22 protein-coding genes are annotated in these 19,432 nt (G+C 64.3%); 4 read left to right on the top strand and 18 right to left on the bottom strand.

Features of this window, described 5'->3' with window-relative positions:
• Positions 1-71: 71 nt before the first annotated feature.
• Positions 72-1,187 (bottom strand): glutamate 5-kinase, encoded by a 1,116-nt coding sequence (gene proB, locus BT173_RS01745; RefSeq protein ID WP_072426881.1) that lies wholly within the window; start codon positions 1,185-1,187, stop codon positions 72-74.
• A gap of 161 nt (positions 1,188-1,348) precedes the next feature.
• Here proB and msrQ point away from each other — a divergent pair, with 161 nt between their 5' ends.
• Entirely contained in the window at positions 1,349-1,939 is a 591-nt protein-coding gene (msrQ, locus tag BT173_RS01740; protein ID WP_072426880.1) for a protein-methionine-sulfoxide reductase heme-binding subunit MsrQ, read from the top strand.
• 8 nt (positions 1,940-1,947) lie between these two features.
• Positions 1,948-2,346, top strand: a complete 399-nt coding sequence (locus BT173_RS01735) for a DUF7793 family protein (protein ID WP_072426879.1) — start codon at positions 1,948-1,950, stop codon at positions 2,344-2,346.
• Between the two features lie 233 nt (positions 2,347-2,579).
• Here the strand turns inward: BT173_RS01735 and BT173_RS01730 are convergent, their stop codons facing one another.
• From BT173_RS01730 to BT173_RS01665, 14 genes are all read right to left on the bottom strand, one after another.
• Positions 2,580-3,008: a copper chaperone PCu(A)C gene (locus tag BT173_RS01730; RefSeq protein WP_072426878.1), complete on the bottom strand. Its 429-nt coding sequence runs from the start codon at positions 3,006-3,008 to the stop codon at positions 2,580-2,582.
• A 75-nt stretch (positions 3,009-3,083) separates the two neighbouring features.
• The gene (queC, locus tag BT173_RS01725; protein ID WP_072426877.1) at positions 3,084-3,758 is read right to left on the bottom strand and encodes a 7-cyano-7-deazaguanine synthase QueC; all 675 of its coding nucleotides are present in this window, start codon (positions 3,756-3,758) and stop codon (positions 3,084-3,086) included.
• Between the two features lie 23 nt (positions 3,759-3,781).
• A complete protein-coding gene (gene queE, locus BT173_RS01720) occupies positions 3,782-4,426 on the bottom strand; it encodes a 7-carboxy-7-deazaguanine synthase QueE (RefSeq protein WP_072426876.1) in 645 nt (214 codons plus the stop codon).
• Between the two features lie 90 nt (positions 4,427-4,516).
• A complete protein-coding gene (locus tag BT173_RS01715) occupies positions 4,517-5,086 on the bottom strand; it encodes a nucleotidyltransferase family protein (RefSeq protein ID WP_072426875.1) in 570 nt (189 codons plus the stop codon).
• Positions 5,086-5,742 (bottom strand): head GIN domain-containing protein, encoded by a 657-nt coding sequence (locus BT173_RS01710; protein WP_084658053.1) that lies wholly within the window; start codon positions 5,740-5,742, stop codon positions 5,086-5,088. The genes BT173_RS01715 and BT173_RS01710 overlap by 1 nt, the downstream gene beginning before the upstream one ends.
• Positions 5,743-6,060: 318 nt before the next feature.
• Positions 6,061-6,720, bottom strand: a complete 660-nt coding sequence (locus BT173_RS01705; protein WP_072426874.1) for a GIN domain-containing protein — start codon at positions 6,718-6,720, stop codon at positions 6,061-6,063.
• 149 nt (positions 6,721-6,869) lie between these two features.
• Entirely contained in the window at positions 6,870-7,268 is a 399-nt protein-coding gene (locus tag BT173_RS01700; RefSeq protein WP_072426873.1) for a GFA family protein, read from the bottom strand.
• A gap of 103 nt (positions 7,269-7,371) precedes the next feature.
• Entirely contained in the window at positions 7,372-9,759 is a 2,388-nt protein-coding gene (gene parC / locus BT173_RS01695) for a DNA topoisomerase IV subunit A (protein ID WP_084658051.1), read from the bottom strand.
• Positions 9,760-9,869: 110 nt separating this feature from the next.
• The gene (locus BT173_RS01690; protein WP_072426872.1) at positions 9,870-10,133 is read right to left on the bottom strand and encodes an acyl-CoA-binding protein; all 264 of its coding nucleotides are present in this window, start codon (positions 10,131-10,133) and stop codon (positions 9,870-9,872) included.
• A gap of 86 nt (positions 10,134-10,219) precedes the next feature.
• Entirely contained in the window at positions 10,220-11,500 is a 1,281-nt protein-coding gene (locus BT173_RS01685; RefSeq protein WP_072426871.1) for a dihydroorotase, read from the bottom strand.
• On the bottom strand, positions 11,497-12,450 hold the full coding sequence (locus tag BT173_RS01680; RefSeq protein WP_072426870.1) for an aspartate carbamoyltransferase catalytic subunit: 954 nt from the start codon (positions 12,448-12,450) through the stop codon (positions 11,497-11,499). Before BT173_RS01680 ends, BT173_RS01685 begins: the two co-directional genes overlap by 4 nt.
• A 13-nt stretch (positions 12,451-12,463) precedes the next feature.
• Entirely contained in the window at positions 12,464-12,916 is a 453-nt protein-coding gene (locus BT173_RS01675) for a GNAT family N-acetyltransferase (RefSeq protein ID WP_072426956.1), read from the bottom strand.
• Between the two features lie 15 nt (positions 12,917-12,931).
• Positions 12,932-13,351, bottom strand: coding sequence for a Holliday junction resolvase RuvX (gene ruvX / locus BT173_RS01670; protein WP_072426869.1), 420 nt, complete (start codon positions 13,349-13,351; stop codon positions 12,932-12,934).
• 4 nt (positions 13,352-13,355) lie between these two features.
• Positions 13,356-13,916, bottom strand: coding sequence for a YqgE/AlgH family protein (locus BT173_RS01665; RefSeq protein WP_072426868.1), 561 nt, complete (start codon positions 13,914-13,916; stop codon positions 13,356-13,358).
• A gap of 101 nt (positions 13,917-14,017) precedes the next feature.
• On the opposite strand from BT173_RS01665, the gene BT173_RS01660 reads away from it, so the two are divergent.
• A complete protein-coding gene (locus BT173_RS01660) occupies positions 14,018-15,436 on the top strand; it encodes a cryptochrome/photolyase family protein (protein WP_072426867.1) in 1,419 nt (472 codons plus the stop codon).
• Between the two features lie 22 nt (positions 15,437-15,458).
• Here the strand turns inward: BT173_RS01660 and BT173_RS01655 are convergent, their stop codons facing one another.
• On the bottom strand, positions 15,459-16,373 hold the full coding sequence (locus BT173_RS01655) for an alpha/beta hydrolase (protein ID WP_072426866.1): 915 nt from the start codon (positions 16,371-16,373) through the stop codon (positions 15,459-15,461).
• 179 nt (positions 16,374-16,552) lie between these two features.
• Here BT173_RS01655 and BT173_RS01650 point away from each other — a divergent pair, with 179 nt between their 5' ends.
• Positions 16,553-17,491 (top strand): alpha/beta fold hydrolase, encoded by a 939-nt coding sequence (locus BT173_RS01650; RefSeq protein ID WP_072426865.1) that lies wholly within the window; start codon positions 16,553-16,555, stop codon positions 17,489-17,491.
• Positions 17,492-17,552: 61 nt separating this feature from the next.
• On the opposite strand, the gene BT173_RS01645 is transcribed toward BT173_RS01650, so the two are convergent.
• Both BT173_RS01645 and BT173_RS01640 read right to left on the bottom strand, forming a co-directional pair.
• Positions 17,553-18,308, bottom strand: coding sequence for a LytR/AlgR family response regulator transcription factor (locus BT173_RS01645; RefSeq protein WP_072426864.1), 756 nt, complete (start codon positions 18,306-18,308; stop codon positions 17,553-17,555).
• The gene (locus BT173_RS01640) at positions 18,305-19,345 is read right to left on the bottom strand and encodes a sensor histidine kinase (RefSeq protein WP_072426955.1); all 1,041 of its coding nucleotides are present in this window, start codon (positions 19,343-19,345) and stop codon (positions 18,305-18,307) included. The genes BT173_RS01645 and BT173_RS01640 overlap by 4 nt, the downstream gene beginning before the upstream one ends.
• Positions 19,346-19,432: the final 87 nt, after the last annotated feature.

Here is a 19,432-nt window from a genome sequence, read left to right as displayed (position 1 = left end):
GGCAGCAAGGGGAAAGCCGGACAAGTCGTCCGGCTTTTTTACGCGCTGCGCAGGCCTAGTGCCCGATCGTCCTAGAGCAGCACCAGATTGTCGCGATGGATCAGCTCGGGCTCGTCCACAAAGCCCAGCACCGCCTCGATCTGGCCGGTCGGCAGACGCACGATGCGGCGCGCATCGGCCGCGTCGTAATTGACCAGGCCACGCGCGACCTCGCGGCCATCCGGCCCCAGGCAGCGAACCATCTCGCCACGCAGAAACTCACCCTCCACCGCCGCCACCCCAATCGGCAGCAGGCTGCGCTTATCGCCCAGGGCCAGCACGGCGCCCGCATCCAGGCTCAGCGTACCGCGCACCTGCAGGTGGTCGGCCAGCCATTGCTTGCGCGCAGCGATACGCGTGGTACCAGCGGTCAGCTGGGTACCGATCGCCTCGCCCTTGGCCAGCCGCGTCAGTACCGCCTCTTCACGGCCCGACGCAATCACCGTACTGGCGCCGCTGCGCGCCGCGCGCTTGGCGGCGATGATCTTGGTGTACATGCCGCCCGTGCCCACACTGCTGCCCGCCCCGCCGGCCATCGCTTCCAGCTCGGGCTGGCCGGCCTGGTATTCGCTGATGAACTTGGCAGCCGGGTTCTTGCGCGGATCGCTGTCATACAGGCCGCGCTGGTCGGTCAGGATCACCAGCGCATCGGCATCGATCAGATTGGTAACCAGGGCGCCCAGAGTGTCGTTATCACCGACCTTGATCTCGGCCGTGGCCACCGTGTCGTTTTCATTGATGATGGGAATCACCCCAAGTCCCAGCAGGGTGAGCAAGGTGGTGCGCGCATTCAGGTAGCGCGTGCGGTCGGCCAGGTCTTCGTGGGTGAGCAGGATCTGCGCGGTCTTCAGATTGTGTGCCTTGAAGCAGCGCTCATAGGCTTCCACCAGGCCCATCTGCCCCACCGCCGCGGCCGCCTGCAGTTCATGCACGGCGCTGGGCCGCTTCGGCCAACCCAGGCGCGCCACGCCCTCGGCAATCGCCCCCGAGCTGACCAGCACCACCTGCTTGCCCTGCTGCGCCAGTGCGGCGATCTCGGCCGCCCAGCGGCTGAGCGCCTTCAGGTCGAGGCCACGGCCGTCATTGGTAACAAGCGAGGAGCCGACTTTGACAACAACGCGCTGTGCGGTGGCGATGCAGCTTTGCATGGAAAAACCCGTGGCGAGGTAAAGAGTGGGTAAGGTAGGGCGCTCAGCTTGGCCTGCTGTGGCGCCCCCGTGCTGGCGCTGCGACGTCGCTCCGTCACGGCGCAGGAAACCAGTCGGCGATTATGCCGTCACATCGACTCGTCTCAAACGACCAATCCGGCATGACCAAGCACACAGTCACATATATCAAAATCACGCTCTTCCTCGCCTGCCTGCTGCCGCTGGCGCGCGCGGCCTATATCCTGCTGGGCGGCATGGCGGTCAATCCGATCGAATTCATCACGCGCTCCACCGGCACCTGGACCCTGGTCATGCTGCTGGCCGGCCTCGCCATCACGCCGCTGCGCCGGCTCAGCGGCGCCAACTGGCTGATCAAGCTGCGCCGCATGCTCGGCCTGTTTGCGTTCTTCTACGCCTGCCTGCACTTCACCACCTATATCTGGCTCGACCAGTTCTTTGACCTCACTGCCGTGCTGCGCGATATCGCCAAGCGGCCGTTTATCACCATCGGCTTCGCCGCCTTTGTCCTGCTGATTCCGCTTGCCGCCACCTCCACCGACGCCATGCTGCGCCGCCTGAAGCGCAACTGGGGCCGCCTGCACCGTCTGGTCTATCCGATTGCCGCGCTGGGGGTGCTCCACTATCTGTGGCTGGTGAAGCGTGATTTGACCCAGCCGCTGCTGTACGCCGCAGTATTGGCCGTGCTGTTTGGTCTACGCCTGTGGTGGCGCTATCGGCCCCGGTCGGCTTGAATGGTGGGATGCAGAACACGCCATATCCGCTGGTCTGGCTGGGCGATGAGGGTATCCTGCGCATCGACTATGGCCGCAATCCACGTATCGACCTTGCCGCGATCAGCTCGGCTAATGCCCAGCACCGCGCGCTGTCGCTCACGCCACGCCCGGTACTGATACGCGGCGAAGGCACGCTGACCTCGACCTCGGAAGCCGAGGCCTTCTCAATCTCCGCCCCGGTTTGTGCGATCACCACGGCGGTGGCGCTGATGCAGCCGAATCTGGCCGCCCGCCTGGCAGTGAAGCTCTACCTGATCTACCACCGCCCGCCCTACCCTTGCCAGGCCTTCGATGACGAAGCGCAGGCGCTGGCCTGGCTCAGCCAATACCTGCCCGCAATGCCCGAAAACACAGCCGGCGGCTAGGCGGGCTGTGTAGGCGGTGGGATGGGGCAGCAAGGAAGAGTTGATTTATTCCACTGTCGAGCGACAGCGAGGCTCCCTCCACGCACCGTGCAACGTGGACTTTCGTCGCGGCGGCGAGGGCGGGGGGCGTGGAATCCAGCAGCGATAACACTTTGATTTCCCTTCAACCTCAAGCACCCGGCTTTGCCGGGTGGGGTGCTGAATTTTCAGATTCTGAGTAAATCAACGCATCCCTAATGGGCAGCCATGGCGCGGATGTCTGCCTCCACCGCCACGCTGCGGGTCTTGCCGTCCTGTTCCACATGAAGCGTGAGCGGCAGCTTGCTACCCGCCTTGAGCGGCCCTTTCAGCTGCATCAGCATGATATGCAGGCCACCAGGCTTGAGCGTCACGGTCTGCCCGGCTGGCAGCTCCAGCGCCGGCAGCGCGCGCATCTTCATCATGCCGCCGTCCATTTTCATCTCATGGATTTCCACCGTCTCGGCCAGGGGGCTGTCCACCTTGACGAGGCGAGCGGCGGAATCGGCACGCAGTTCCAGATAGGCACCGGACACCGGCTGGCCAGGCAAGGTGGCCTTGGCCCAGGGCGCACGCACTTCCAGGCCGGCGGCCATGGCCGGCAGGGCCAGGGAGAGCAGGCTGCTCATGAGCAGGGTCTTCATCAGGCTTACCTCTCTAGTACAAAACAGCAGCCTAACGCGCGCTGGCGCACGGCCGGCTGCGACGCTTTGTCGCACTTACTGGTAATGGGTCGGGTCGGCCAGGCCGGCGGCCTGAAAGCCATCGCGGCGCAGGCGGCAGGCATCGCACACGCCGCAGGCGCGGCCTTGCAGATCGGCCTTGTAGCAGGACACGGTCAGGCCATAGTCAAAGCCCAGCGAGGCACCGGTCTGGATGATCTCGGCCTTGCTCAGATTGATCAGCGGGGTGCGGATATGCAGCTGCGCGCCCTCCACGCCCACCTTGGTGGCCAGATTGGCCATGCGCTCGAAAGCGGCGATGAACTCGGGCCGGCAGTCCGGGTAGCCCGAGTAGTCGACCGCATTCACGCCGATGAAGATCTCATGCGCGCCCAGCACCTCGGCCCAACCGAGCGCAAATGACAGCATGATGGTATTGCGCGCCGGCACATAGGTGACCGGGATCGCGCCTTCCTGCACGCCATCTACCGGTACCTCGATCTTGGCATCGGTGAGCGCCGAGCCGCCAAAGGCAGCCAAGTCGATGGTGGCGACGCGGTGTTCCTTGGCACCCAGGGCCATGGCCACGCGGCGGGCGGCAGCCAGTTCGGCATTGTGGCGCTGGCCGTAGTCGAAGCTCAGGCAATAGCACTCATAACCCTGGTTCTGCGCCAGGGCCAGTACGGTGGCGGAATCGAGCCCGCCCGAGAGCAGGATGACGGCTTTTTTCATGGTGTTTCCTTACAGTTGCGTGCTCAGACGCCAGGCTTGTCGCCCCACAGAATCTTGTGCAGCTGCACCTGCACGCGCACCGGCAGCTTGTCGGCAATCACCCATTCGGCCAGCTCGCGTGGCGGCAGCGATTCCCATACCGGGCTGAAGATGACCGGACACAGCGTGTGCAGGCCATTGTCGAGCAGCAGGTCGCGCGCCCATTCATAGTCGTGGCGGTGCACGAGCACGAACTTCAGCTCATCGTGCGCGCCCAGGTGATTCAGGTTGGTCCACAGATTCTTCTCCACCTCGCCCGAACCCGGCGTCTTGATATCGACGATGCGCGACACGCGCGCGTCCACCGTCTCAATCGGCAGATGGCCGCTGGTTTCCAGGCTGACCGAAAAACCGGCATCGCACAGGCGCTTGAGCAGATCGTGGCAGCCAGCCTGGGCCAGCGGCTCGCCACCGGTCACGCACACATAGGGCGTGCCGTGGCGGGCCACTTCCTCCAGGATGGCGCTGATGCTCATGCGCTCGCCGCCATGAAAGGCATAGGCGCTATCGCAATAGCCGCAGCGCAGCGGGCAGCCGGTCAGGCGCACGAAGACCGTGGGCAGACCGAGCCGGCTGGTTTCGCCCTGCAGGGAATGGAAGATTTCGGTGATGCGAAGACTCTGGGACATCGGCAACTCAAAATAGCAACGGCATGGGCGGCTACCCATGCCGTGTTGCAAAGGCTTGAATTGTCTCAGAAATGCGCGGGGGCGCGAAGCCTAGTCGGCCGGGCCGCTGAAGCGCGCACCTGGCCAGCGCTGCGCAATCGCCTTGTCCTGCCAGCGGCGCCAGGCGGCCGTGGGGTCGGCCGCCAAGGGGTTGGCGCGCCAGTGCAGCGCAAACAAATCCACCAGACCATGCGGTGCCAGCACGCTCAGGCTATCGTCAGCCTCCAGACGCACCGCTACGCAGGTTGGGGTTTCCGGCCAGCGCGCCACGGCGTCCGCGCAGCTGCGCAGCGCCGCAATCGACTCGCCCTGCGCGGTGCGGAACCAACGATGCACACTCGCCTGATTGACCACATCCCAGTCGGCCACCAACTCGGCGCGCAGCGCGCGGGCCACGGCCTGCGCCTCATCCAGCCCGGCCTTGGCATCGAAATAGATCAGGTCAAGCTCGCCCAGCGGCGCAGCGGCATAGCCATGCAGCTGGTCCCACAGCCGGTTGCGTAGCGCACCGGCCGCCAGCCAGGCATCGGGCAGCTGCTGGGCGCGGATGGCACGCAGCGCGGCCAGCAAGGCCGTATCGGCGCCAATAAAGCGTTGCAGCACCGGGATCAGGCTGTCCATCAGTCGCCAGCGCGTATGCTGCCTATGCCCGACACCGCCTTGCTGAGCTTGGCCGGCTTGCCGTAATAGGTGAGCGAACCGATGCCATCCACGGCCGCGGTCAGCGATTCGCTGGCATACACGCTGACCGTGCCCACGCCGGCCAGGCTGACCGTGGCGTGGCGCGCCTTGAGCTGATCCAGATCGAGCGAGCCGGCGCCGCTGGCCTGCACGCTCAGGCGCTCGACCTGGCCACTGGCGGTGATCAGGCCGGCTCCCTCGTAATTGATGGCAAACGGCCCGCCATTCAGACCATGGAACACCGTCTTGCCGGCGCCCTCATGCTGGTAGGCGGTCAACTTGGGCACCGTGACCTCGATACGCAGGGTGCTGCTGTTCTTCAAGCTGATGCTGTGTGACTCGTCCTTGAAGCGGATCGATAACTCGCCCTTATCCACCCGGGTTTCGATCAAGGGCAGCAGATTGTCATCCGCCTTGATCTTCAGGCTGGGGGCCGGCCCGACCTTCACATCCAAGGACCAGGCGCCTTCCGAGCGTATGGACTGGAAATCGCCGACCGGACGGCTTTGTTCAACCAGTTTACCGCTCGCCGTTACCGTGGCGGCATAGCTGCCGACCGACAGGCACAGCGCCAGCAGAAAAGCCCCTGTGCGCATCACATTCCTCCTAGAGAAGTACTGATTAAATCGATAATTCAACGATCTGCTGACCACCCGGCACAGCCGGGTGCGAATCCGCTGCGATAGAGCTGAGAACCCTCGCTGTTTTCTTCCACCCCCTCCGCCCCCGCCGCCGCGGCGGCAGTCCAAGTTGCACGGGCTTGGAGGGAACCGCGCCAAAGCGCGATCGACGCATTCATCGGCGCCTCTCCGACTAGTATCTGCCGTCCCGCTTTATAGCGCGGCCAGACGCGAGCTGGGCCGTCCTGCAGCATGCCGGCGGCCCAGTGTGGTAAGGCTGCTTATGGAGCAGGCTTATTTGCCCGCCTGCACGCTACCAATACCGGATACCGACTTGCTCACGCGCTTGGGCTTGCCGTAGTAGGTGAGTGAACCGATGCCGCCCACATCGGCGCTCAGGCTTTCGCTCGCATACAGCGCCACGCTGCCCACCCCTTCCAGGTCGATGGCCACATCGCCGGCCTTCAGCTGAGCCAGCTCCAGCGACCCCGCGCCCTCGGCATCCACCTGCAGCTGCTTGACCGTACCGCTGGCAATCAGCTCGCCCGCCCCCAGGAAGTCAATGCTGAAACGCTCACCGTGCAGGCCACTGAGCACGGTCTGACCCACGCCCTCGTGGTGATAGCTATCGAGCTTGGGCACGGTCACTTCGATACGCACCGCGTTCTTGCGCCCCATGCGCAGGCCGTTCTCGCCGTGTTGGTAGCGGATCAGCAGCTCACCCTTGTCGACGCGGGTCTCGATACGCGCCACCCGTTCGGCATCGCCAATGAGCTTCAGGCTAGGCGCCGGCCCCACCTTCACATCCAGCACCCAGGCGCCTTCCGAACGCAGGGTGCTGAAATCCGCCAGCGCCCGGCTTTCCTCAATGCGCGGTGCAGTCTTGGTATCACTGCCTGCCAGGCTGCTGGCGGCCAGGACGGTGGCAATCAAGGTGGTGGTGACGATACGCATTTTGGCTTCCCCCAGATAAGTTGATGGAAGCGTTATACGGCGCAGACGCCGCCCATACAGCGCAGCTGCGACACGATGCGGTTGGGGCCGACAGAATGCAGGGCGGCGGGGCTGAGTGTAGCCAGATGCGGCACCCGCATGACCAGCCACTATCGTGCGAGCTGGGCTGACATCACTTTCCACCAACGTGGTCGCTTTGACACATAGGAATGCGTGAGTGGCGCGAGTTCCTTGCCGCGCGGCGCATCGAAGACGCCCAGCACCAAGGCAACGGTAGGCTGATCATCGATGGCGCCCAGCGTGCTGCCGCAGTTAGGGCAGAAGGCACGGCTGGAAAATGCGGATGAACGCCAGGTGGCCGGCGGGCCGCCACTGCCCACCCACCGCACGCTGTCCCTGGGAAACTCGACCCAGGCCTGGGTCAGGGCGCCGGAATGGCGCTGACACAGCGTGCATGAGCAGCTATGCGGGTTGAGCGCCGGGCCTGTGGCGATAAAGCGTATGGCACCGCATAGACAGGCGCCGTGATAGGTTTTTGCTTTCGACATCGCCACCGCCTCCGAGCATGGTTTCAAGTGCTGTCCAGCATAGCGCCGGACATGCCATCCATCTGAGTTCAGCGCGCTTTAAGCCCGGTGCTGCCGCCCTGCCTCAGAACCCCGCCAGCTTCAAGCCACCCACCAGCGGTTTGCCCTTCTTGGCGCGCTTGCCCACATAGGGGGCGAGGTCGTTGGCGTCGAAGGTCAGGGCCATGGCCTTGCCGCCGCGACCGATGCCGTTCAGGGTCAGGGTTTCGCCGTCGCTGACGGTGATGGCCGCCAGGGTGTCGCCATCGTCGAGCGCCATGGCGATCATGCCGCGCCCGCCACCCGACAGCGCCTTCAGCTCGGCGAGCGGGAAGGCATGCAGGCGGCCCGAGGTGGACAGGCAGCAGACCAGATTGCTGTCGCGCGCCACAAAGGGCGCAATCTTCAGCAGCGCCTCACCGTCGTCGAGCGAGAGGAAGGCCTTGCCGGCCTTCTGGCGCGTGAGCAGGTCCTTGAACTCGCAGTGGAAGGCATAGCCATTCGCGCCGGCAATCAGTAGCGCCTGCTCGGGCTTGGCGGCCAAGAGCTGCACGATGCGGGTCTTGGCCGCCAGGTCGATCAGGCTGGCCACGGGTACGCCATCGCCGCGCCCGCCGGGCAGATTGCCGGCCAGGAGGTTGTAGACGCGCCCATCCGAGCCGAACAGTGCCACGGTATCGACCGAGCGGCATTCGAGCGCGGCCAGGAGGCTGTCGCCTTCCTTGAAACTGAGGTTCTGGGTGTCGATGCCATGGCCGTTGCGCGCGCGTATCCAGCCCTTGTCGCTGAGGATGACGGTCAGCGGTTCATCCACCACGGTGGCCACCACGGTGGCGCGTTCCTTGGCTTCGATCAGCGTGCGGCGTGCGTCGCCGAAGGTCTTCGCATCGTCGCGGATCTCCTTCACGATCAGCTTCTGCATCGCGCCTTCATCGGCGAGCAGATGTTCAAGCTCGGCCTTTTCATCGCGCAGCTTGGCCAGCTCCTGCTCGATCTTGATGCCTTCCAGCCGCGCCAGCTGGCGCAGACGGATTTCCAGAATATCGTCGGCCTGCCGCTCGCTGAGGCTGAAGGCGGCGATCAGATCGGCCTTCGGATCATCGGCCTGACGGATGATGCGGATCACCTCGTCGATATTCAGATAGACGAGCAGACGGCCTTCCAGGATATGGATGCGGTCGTCCACCTGGCCCAGGCGGTGCGCGGTGCGGCGGCGCACGGTGGCAAAGCGGTACTGGATCCACTCGGCCAGCAGTTGCTTAAGCGACTTCTGCTGCGGGCGGCCATCAATGCCGATGGCCACCAGATTGATCGACGCATTGCCTTCCAGGCTGGTATGCGTGAGCAGCATATTGGCGAACTCTTCCGGGTTCTGGGTGCGGCTCTTCGGCTCGAACACCAGCCGTATCGCCACATCCTTGCCCGACTCGTCGCGCACCGTATCGAGCTGGCTCAAGAGCAGCTGCTTGAGCTGCACCTGCTCCTGGGTCAGCGCCTTCTTGCCCTTCTTGATCTTGGGATTGGTCAGGTCCTCAATCTCTTCCAGCACCTTTTGGCTGGACGAGTTGGGCGGCAGCTCGGTAATCACCAGCTGCCACTGGCCGCGCGCCAGCTCTTCTACCTTCCAGCGCGCGCGCACGGCCAGACTGCCGCGTCCGCCCTCGTAGGCGGCCAGAATCTGCTCGCGGCTGGAGATGATCTGCCCCCCACCTGGAAAGTCCGGGCCCTGCACGATGTCGAGCAGGTCAGCCACTTCCAGGCGCGGATTCTTGATCAGCGCGACGGCTGCTTCGGCCACCTCGGTCAGATTATGCGGCGGGATTTCGGTGGCCATACCGACCGCGATGCCGCTGGCGCCATTCAGCAACAGCATGGGCAGACGGGCCGGCAGGAGCTTGGGCTCCTCAAACGCGCCGTCGTAGTTGGGGATGAAATCGGCCGTGCCCATATTGATTTCGGACAGCAGCAGTTCGGCGATCTTGGTCAGGCGCGCTTCGGTGTAGCGCATGGCCGCCGCGCCGTCGCCGTCGCGCGAGCCGAAGTTGCCCTGGCCGTCCACCAGCGGGTAGCGCAGCGAGAAGTCCTGCGCCATGCGCACCATGGCCTCGTAGGCCGAGCTATCGCCGTGCGGGTGGAACTTACCCAGCACCTCACCGACCACGCGTGCCGACTTGACTGGCTTGGCCACGCTGCCGAGGCCCATCTCGTGCATCGCGTACAGGATGCGGCGCTGCACCGGCTTCTGACCGTCGGCCACCTCGGGCAGGGCACGGCCCTTGACCACCGATACCGCGTATTCGAGGTAGGCGCGCTCGGCATAGCGACCCAGCGGCACCGAATCGGCCCCGGCCAGATCCAGCAGGCTGGGCGGGGGCGGCAGATTGCCGTCACCCAGCGCAGCAGCCTGTGCTTCGGCGGCCTCGTCTGCAGGCAGTTCGTCGTCTTCAATCGGCAGGTCGGGGGTATCGGTCATGGCTTTACGGCTTGGGTGATTCAGGCGGGCGGATGATGGCACAGCGGCAGGCCGGCCACCAAATGTAAAAGCCGACCCTGGGGTCGGCTTTTACGGGCGCAAGTGAGGGATTATTCCTTGGCCTTCAGCGCTTCCACCAGGTCGATGTACTTCTGCTTGGCCACATCGGACGCGGTGCCGGACAGCTCGGCCCAGGCGTTGTACTTGGCGCCGGCCACGAAGTCGAACATGGACGGCTTGTCGCCCTTCACATCGCCTTCGGCAGCTTGCTTGTACAGCGCATACAGCTTGAGCTTGACCGAGTTATCCGGTGCTTCGGACAGCTTGGTCACATCTTCTGCGGCTTGTTGGAACTTGGCATCGATATCGGACATGGTGGTTTCCTGTGTACTTTGGGGTTGGGGCGCGCCGCAGCGTGGCGGCGCACAAGGCAACAATTTCAATCAAGCGTTTGATCGAGTCAAGCTTGCTCGCTGTAAACCAGCTTGCCACCCACCAAGGTGTAGCGAACTTTGCCACGCAATGCCATACCGGCGAACGGCGTGTGCTTGCCGCTGCTCTTCAGCGCGGCCGGCGTGACCGTCCATTCGGCATGCGGGTCGAACACGCACAGATCGGCGGGCGCGCCCTCGGCAAGCTGGCCGGCATCCAGGCCCAACAAGGCGGCCGGGCCGCTGGTGATGGTGGCCAGCGCCTGGGGCAGTGGCACATGCTTTTGCTCGGCCCAGGCCAGCACCAGCGGCAGCAGCACTTCCAGGCCGGTGGCGCCGGGCGCGGCTTCGCCAAAGGGTAAGAGCTTGTCGTCATTGCCCACCGGCGTGTGATCAGAACAGATGGCGGCAATCGTGCCATCCAGGAGCGCATGCTGGATCGCGTCGCGGTCGCTGATGCTGCGCAGCGGCGGGCTCAGCCGCATATTGCTATCGAAGTAGCCGATATCGATATCGGCCAGATGCACATGGTTGATGCTGACATCGCAGCTGAGCTTGAGCCCATAGGCACGCGCGGCGGCAATCATCTCCAGCCCTTCGCGGGTGGACACGCGCTCCAGGTGCACGGCGGCACCACTGTCCTTCATCAGCAGCACGATGGTGGAGATCGCCACCGTCTCGGCCACAGCCGGAATGCCGGGCAGACCCAGGCGGGTCGCCACCTGGCCATCGTGCGCCACCCCGCCGGCCGCCAGGCGCACATCCTGCGGGCGCAGACGCAGGGTGATGCCATAGGTGGCCGCATATTGCATGGCGCGGTACAGCACGCGCGTGTCGGCGAGCGGCGCATCGGCCTGGCTGAAGGCGACGCAGCCGGCGGCGCTGAGCTTGGCGAATTCGCTCAGCTCGCTGCCTTCCAGGCCACGGGTCAACGCACCGAGCGGCAGCACGTGCGCTAGGCCCAGCGCCTCGGTCTTCTGGCGCAGCATCTGCACCAGGCTGGCCTGGTCGAGCGCCGGCTTGGTGTCGGGCATCGCGCACAAGCTGGTCACGCCACCGGCCACGGCGGCCTTCAGCTCCGACTGCAGCTTGTTCTTGTGCTCTCCACCCGGCTCGCCCAGGCGCGCGGCCAGGTCAACGATGCCGGGCATGACGGTCAGGCCAACCGCATCAATAGTCTGCTCGACCACGAAGCCGACCGGCGCGCTGCCGATGGCAGCAATGCGGCCTGCCTGCACATACAGGTCAGCCACCGTGTCGAGGCCGTACTTGGGGTCGATCACCCGACCGTTCTGGATATGGATATTCATGCGCGCGCCTCCGACAGCATGCTCATCACGGCCATGCGCACAGCGATGCCGAATGTCACTTGATCAAGAATCACCGACTGCTGGCCGTCCGCCACGGCCGAGTCGATCTCCACCCCGCGGTTCATCGGGCCTGGATGCATGACGATGGCGTCCGGCTTGGCCAGCGCGAGCTTTTCGCGTGACAGGCCGTAGAACTGGTTGAACTCGTTCGCGCTGGGCAGCAGCGCGCCATTCATGCGTTCGTTCTGCAGGCGCAGTGCGATCACCACGTCCACGCCCTGCAGGCCTTGCTGCAGATCGTGGAACACGCGCACGCCGAGCTGCTCGACATCGCGCGGCAGCAGGGTCTTCGGGCCGATCACGCGCACTTCCGGGCAGCCCAGCGTGGTCAGCGCATGAATCTGCGAGCGCGCCACGCGCGAATGCAGGATGTCGCCAACAATGGCCACGGTCAGGTTCTGGAAATCGCCCTTGAAGTGGCGGATCGTGTACATGTCCAGGAGGGCCTGGGTCGGGTGCGCATGGCGGCCGTCACCGGCATTCACCACCGCCACACCGGGCTTCACATGCTTGGCGATCAGGAAGGGTGCTCCCGATTCGGCATGGCGCACCACGAACATATCGGCGCCCATCGCTTCCAGATTGTGGATGGTGTCGAGCAGGGTCTCGCCCTTGGCGGTCGAGCTGGCCTGGATATTCAGGCTGTGCACATCGGCGCTCAGGCGCTTCTGGGCAATCTCGAAAGTGGTGCGGGTACGGGTCGAATTCTCGAAGAAGAGATTGAACACCGTCTTGCCAGCCAGATCGGCGTGCTTCTTTTCACCGGCCTCGCCAGCGGCCACGTAGCCCGCGGCCTTGTCGAGAATCTGGCGCAGGATGCGCGCCGGCAGGCCTTCGGTGCTGAGCAGATGAATCAGCTCGCCGTGGCGGTTGAGTTGCGGGTTGTACATCGTCCAATGCCTTTCAGATTACCGCGGCCGTCATATGCTTCTCGAAGGTGAAGCCGGCCCGCTTTGTATACCCAAGGTGTTCATAAAACTGGTGTGCTTGCTCGCGATGTACGCCCGAACCCAGGCGAACACGCAAATTGCCGAAACGGGTGGTCCACGCCTGTACCGCCTCCAGCAGCGCAGCGCCGACGCCTTGGCCACGCGCTGCCTCATCCACGACCAGCGCATGCACTTCCACATAGCCTTCCGACGCCAGCAGGCAAACGCGCGCCATTTGTACGAGACCGACGAGCTGGCCTTCGCATACCGCCACCAGCACCGCCTGTTGGACGTCGGCCGCCAAGGCCGCATGGCGTTCCAACACCAGCGCCTCGCTTTCAACCGGGTAACCGAGCTGGCCGAGTAGATTGGCAACCGCGCTGACATCAGCTGGTGAAAACGGACGAATCTCAACGCGCTTAGGCATGCTGACCATAGCCGGCTACTTCACCGGCTGGTCGAACCAGGCCTGCAGAATCTGCATCGCCGCCACCTGGTCGAGCGCGGCTTTACGCTTTTTGCCGAAGGTCTGCGCTGCGCTCAGCATGCCCTCGGCTTCCACCGAGGTCAGCCGCTCGTCCACCAGGGCAACCGGCAGATTGAAGCGGCCATGCAGGCGATTGGCGAAGGTGCGCGCCAGGCGGCTCAGCGCGTGTTCGGTGCCGTCCAGATGACTGGGCAGACCGACCACCAGCTGGCTGGGGCGCCATTCGGCGATCAGCTTGCCGATGGCAGCAAACTTGTCTTCATTGCTATTGCCGGTGATGGTGGCGAGCGGGGTGGCGATGCCGAGTTCCTGGCTGCCACCGGCCACACCAATGCGGACTTCACCGAAGTCGAAGGCGATCACATAGCCGGCCATGGAATCAGGCGTGCCCGGCGGTTTCGGACAGCATGGCCATATCGATGCCCAATAGCCTGAGCGCAGCTTCGTAGCGCTGCTCGGAGGGCAGGCTGAACACCACTTCAATATCGGCTTCCACCGTCAGCCAGGCATTCTGGGCCAGCTCGCCTTCCAACTGGCCAGCATCCCAACCCGCGTAACCGAGTGTCACGAACAAGCGGTCTGGCCCGGCCCCGCTACCCACGGCCAGCAAGACATCCTTGGAGGTGGTGAGGCCCAGCTCATCCTCGATCGACATGGTCGACTGCCAGTTGCCTAGCGGCTGGTGCAGCACAAAGCCGCGGTCGGTCTGCACCGGCCCGCCGAAATAAACCTGCTGCTCGGCCACATCCTCGCGCTGCAATTCGATATCGACCTGCTCGAACAGCGTGCGCACATCCATGCCTATCGGGCGATTGACGATCACGCCCATCGCGCCCTCGGGATTGTGGTCGACCACGTAGACGAGCGATTTGGCAAAAATGGGGTCGGCCATGGCGGGCATGGCAATCAAGAACTGGCGAGTCAGGTTGATGGCTTCCATGGGCCGAATTATCGCACAGCGCATGGCAACTTGCCGGGCGGGCTGCCCTTCCGGACGGCAAGGGTTTATTCTGTTTCGACCTGTACAAGTGATAGACAGATATGCCCCACTACACGACCACCCTGGTCTGGCTACGCCGCGACCTGCGCCTACACGATCACGCCGCCCTTTACCACGCGCTCAAACAGTCGCAGCGGGTGATCCCGGTATTCATTTTCGACCGCGCCATCCTGGACAGCCTGCCGCGCACCGACCGGCGCGTGGACTTCATCTGGCAGACCCTGCGCGAGCTAAAAGCCGAACTGCAAGCCTTGGGGAGCGATCTCTGCGTGCGCCATGCGCTGGCGGCCGAGGAGATACCGCGTCTCGCCCAGGCTCTGGGCGCCCAGGCGGTGTTTACCAACCATGATTACGAGCCGGCTGCGATAGCACGCGATGCCAAGGTGGCTGCCAGCCTGGCCGAGCTGGGCATCGCCTTTCATACCAGCAAGGATCAGGTGATCTTCGAGCGCGATGAGGTGCTGACCCAGGCCGGTGGCTTCTTCTCGGTGTTCACCCCCTACAAGAACGCCTGGCTGAAGAAGCTTGACCCCTTTTATCTGCAGACCTACCCGGTGACGCGCTACCAGGCCGCGCTGGCGCCGCTGACACCCGAGGCCTTACCGAGCCTGGCGGACATGGGTTTTGCAGCGAGCGATATCGGCCAGATCGGTATCCGCACCGGTGCCAGTGGCGCCGAGGCGTTGTTTACCGACTTCCAGCAACGCATCGACCGCTACAAGGACGCGCGTGATTTTCCCGGCGTGAAAGGCGTGTCCTATCTGAGCGTGCATTTGCGTTTTGGCACCATCTCGATCCGCCAGCTGGCCGCCTATGCCTGGCAGCGCGGCACGGCCGGCAGCATGGGCTGGCTGAATGAGCTGATCTGGCGCGACTTCTACCACCAGATACTCTGGCATCGGCCCGATGCGGTGGGGCAATCCTTCAAGGCCCAGTATGTGGACCTGCCCTTCCCTAACGACCGCAGCTTGTTCGAGGCCTGGTGCGCGGGGCAGACCGGCTATCCGATCGTGGATGCGGCCATGCGCCAGCTGAACCAGACCGGCTTTATGCATAACCGCCTGCGCATGGTTGCGGCCAGCTTCCTGGTCAAGGATCTGCTGGTCGATTGGCGTTGGGGCGAAGCCTATTTCGCCGAAAAGCTGCTCGACTTCGACCTGGCCGCCAATAACGGCGGCTGGCAATGGGCGGCCAGCACCGGCTGCGATGCGCAACCCTATTTCCGCATCTTCAACCCGGTCAGCCAGTCGGAAAAATTCGACCCGGAAGGCAAGTTCATCCGTCGCTATGTGCCGGAGCTGGCGCGCCTGCCCAGTGATGCGCTGCATGCGCCCTGGCAAGCCAAGCCATTGCTACTGGCCAGTGCGGGGCTGCGCCTGGGGCACGACTACCCGGAGCCCATCGTCGACCATGCCACGCAAAGAGAAAAGGCGCTGGCCTTGTTCAAGCGCAGCGCCTAAGCGGGCATGACTTACGCCGGTTTCACGTGAAGCGCTGGTCCATCCAGGCAAACAGATCGGCATACACCTGCTCGCGATTGCTCTCGTTCAGCATCTCGTGGCGGCCCTGCGGGTAGACGGTGACGCTGACATCGTGCAGGCCGACGGCCTGGTAGCGATCGGCGAGCTGGCGGCAACCCTTGCCCCCCATGCTGACCGGATCGTGCGAGCCAGCCAGCAGCCAAACCGGCACATCGATCAAATCCGCGCCGCGCGCCTCGGCGGCCTCCAGCTCGACAATACCGAGGAAGAGGTCACGCCACAGGCCGGCCGAGCAATCGAAGCCGGCGAGCGGATCGGCGATATAGGCATCGACTTCGGCCGGCACGCGGCTCAACCAGTCGAACTGGGTGCGCGATGGCACGAAGCGCAGATTGAAGGTGCCGAATACCAGTTTGCGCATCATGGCCGAGGGCTGATCCCACCCCTGGCGCCGCCCGGCCACCGCGGCGATGCCGGCCATCACGCGCGCAATGGCCGATTGCCGAAAGCCGGTGGCGGACAGGATCAGCCCATCAATGAGCTTACCGGGGCGCAGCATCAGCGCGCGCGCCACAAAGGAGCCCATGCTGTGGGCGAACAGTAGCACCGGCAGGCCCGGATGCTGGGCACGCACCTGTTGCAGCACGCTGGCCAGATCGCCGACCACCTTGTCCCAACCTTGCTCATCGGCAAAGTGCCCGAGGCGGCCATCGTGCACGCTCTGCCCGTGGCCGCGATGGTCGTAGGACCATACCGCGCAGCCCTGCTGATTCAGGGCTTGGGCGAAGCCCGCATAGCGGGCGGCATGTTCGGCCATACCGTGGGCAATGACCACCACGCGCCGCGCTGCGGCTTGCGGCCAGTAATAGGTGGCGATGCGATGACCATCGGGCTGGGGGAGCAGGGCAATCTGCATAGGGCGGTGCGGAATCCTTGGCTGAGGCGTTCGGCACAGTGCCAAGGCGTAGCGGGAGGAAACTCACCGATACGCTAAGGCTCTGGCTAGAATGGCGAAAATGCACACAATCGTGTCGTGCGGGCGGCAGTCTGCCACAGACGCGCACAGGGAGAATAAACCATGCGGCAGGGTAAGCCATGAACGGCTGGCTCGTCATCGGGGCAATCGGCCTGCTTCTGGTTGGCGTCGGCCTCAGTTGGCGGCATTGGGCGGTGGCCATGCTGGCCCTGGCACGTCGGCGCGCCGGACTGCGCCGGCACACGGTGGGCGTGGATGGCTTCGAGCTGGTTTACTACGCCGGCGGCCCGCGTAGCGCCGAAGCGCTGATCTTCCTGCACGGTTTTTCCGCCGACAGCAGCAACTGGCTGCTGCTGGCCCCGCACTTCCGTGACTACCGCGTGCTGGTGCCCGATCTGCCCGGATTTGGCGAAACCGGTTATCTGGGCAATAAGTCCTATGCGCTCGATTGCCAGGTGGCGCGCCTGAAGGACTTCATCGACATCCTGCGCCTGGAGCGCGTGCATCTGGTCGGCAACTCGCTCGGTGGCTATCTGGCCGCCGCCTTCGCCGCCGCCCACCCGGAGCGGGTCGCCAGCCTGGGCCTATTCAATGCCGCCGGGGTGGACATGCCCAAGCGCAGCCCCTTCTACGAGGCGGCGCTGGCCGGCGATAATCTGCTGCTGCTGCGCAAACCGGCCGATTTCGATGCCATCCTCAAACTCGTCTACCACCGCAAGCCCTATCTGCCCGGCTTCCTGCGTGACCACCTGATCGCGCTGGGCATGGCCCAGGCTGCCGATCAGGATCTGATCTTCCAGGAAGTATTTGGCCAGCGCGTCTGGCTGGATGACAAGCTGCCTAGCATCAGCGCCCCCACCTTGATCCTGTGGGGCGACGATGACCGGGTGCTAGATATTTCCTCGATCCAGCTGTTCAAGGCCGGCATTCCACACGCCAAGATCGCCATCCTGGCCCAGTGCGGCCATGTGCCCATGCTGGAAAAGCCACGCCCTACCGCACGCCTGTTGCGCCAGCTGCTCGAGGAAGGCCGTTTCAAGCCATCGCCGCCCGAGTAGCGTACCTATGAAAAAAGCGGGCCACGGCCCGCCTTTTACTTTTCTCGCGCACGCATCCCGCCTAAGCCAGATCGCCGCGGCGGAACTCGCTGACCACATGGGCCTGACGGCGGCTGACGGCTAGCTTCTCGGGAATCCCGTCCAGCACGGCCAGCCAATGGCCTTCGCATTCCTTCTCGAAGCCGGTCAGCTTGTCGCGCGCCACCAGACAGTTGCGGTGGATGCGCAGGAAGCGCTCGCCGAATTCATTTTCCAGCTGGGTCAGCGACTCCTCCAGCAAGTACTCGGCCTCGCGGGTTTTCAGCGTCACATACTTCAGTTCGGCCTTCAGATACAGCACCGCATCGACCGGCACCAGACGCACACGGCCGCGCTCGGCCACGCTGAAGTAGCGACGCGCCGAGGGCGACAGTGCCTGCAGCGTGTCCTGGGCCGGATGCGGCAGCTCGCGCGCACGGCGTAGGGCGGCCAGCAGGCGCTCTTCGCGTATCGGTTTGAGCAGGTAATCGAGCGCATGCACCTCGAAAGCCTGCACGGCAAACTCATCGAAGGCCGTGCAGAACACCACGGCCGGGCGGTGATGCAGGCGGTTCAGATGGCGCGCCAGCTCCAGGCCATTCATGCCCGGCATATTGATATCGGTGAGCACCAGATCAGCCGGATGGGCGACCAGTTTCTCGATGGCCTCGGTGCCGGTTTGCGCGCTGCCGACCACCTCATGCGGGACTTCGGCGCGGCAGTCGGCCAGCAGGTCTTGCAATCGGCTCAGGGCCGGTGGTTCATCATCAACCAGGAAGACGCGGAGCAGAGCAGTCATGGCACTTTTCTTGTCGGTTTGGCAGTAGAAGCCGGTCGGTAAGGCAAGCTCAGATGAACTTGATAATAGTCATTCCCGACCGTGGTTTTCAGGCTCGCTTCCGCATCGAAATGCAAAGCCAGCCGCTCGCGGATATTTCCCATCGCCATCTTGTTGCCGGCGTGGTGGCCGCCGCCCTCCTTGTAATAGGGGTTGCGGATATCGATATGCAACTCGTCGCGCACCTGGAAGATATTGATGCTGATCTGACCGGGCCGGATCGAGGGCTCGATCCCATGATAGACGGCGTTTTCCAGCAGCGGCTGCAAAGTCAGCGGCGGGATCAGCGCATCGGGCGGCATGCGCTCGGTATGCCAATCCACGCGCAGGCGCTCCCCCAGCCGTAGCGACTCGATACTCAGATACTGGCGCGCCAGCGCCACTTCGCTGGCCAGCGGCGAAAGCTCGCGGTTCTCGGCCATGAAAACGCGGAACAGATCGGCCAGATCCTCGAGTGCGCGCTCGGCCTGGCGCGGTTCCTTGCGGATCAGGCTGAGTACCGCATTCAGGCTGTTGAACAGAAAGTGCGGGCGGATGCGCGACTGCAAGGCCTGCAGGCGTGCCATGGTGAGCAGCGGCGACAGCGCACGGCCGCGCAGGCGGAAATAGCCGAACAAGACCAGGCCAAGCAGCAGCGTGTACAGGGCAACGCGCAGATAGCTGTCCAGATCGGCCGGATAGAGGCCGGCCAGCACGGCACGGGTAGTCAGGCTGCAGCCCAGCACCAGCGCGAGGCTTAGCCACAGCCCGCGCTGGTAGGGCAGCGCGGTCAGCACATCGCGCAGTAGCGCCAAGCAGGCCAAGGCGCCGAGCAGGGCCGGTTGCAGCAAGGCCGCATCGCTAATGAAGCGCTGGGCCGCGTCCTGGAAGTTATCGGTGGCCGCCACCGCCACCACCAGCGCAGCGGCATTCACCGCTAGCAGCACGCGCAGCAGCACGCCCAGATTGCGGGTATCCGGCAGGGTATCGGGAATGGTGGGCGGCAAGGGGCTGTTCATGGCCGGCATTATATGAAGACGGCATGCAATGCGCTTGAGAGCCGTCCGGCCCCATGTTGTAATCCAGGCAAACCATAAGCTGGGCAG

The sequence above is a fragment of the Chitinimonas taiwanensis DSM 18899 genome (genome assembly GCF_900119825.1).
Taxonomy (GTDB): Bacteria; Pseudomonadota; Gammaproteobacteria; order Burkholderiales; family Chitinimonadaceae; genus Chitinimonas; species Chitinimonas taiwanensis.
The sequence above is the reverse complement of the archived record's forward strand: the minus strand, read 5'-3'. Positions and strand labels throughout refer to the sequence as shown.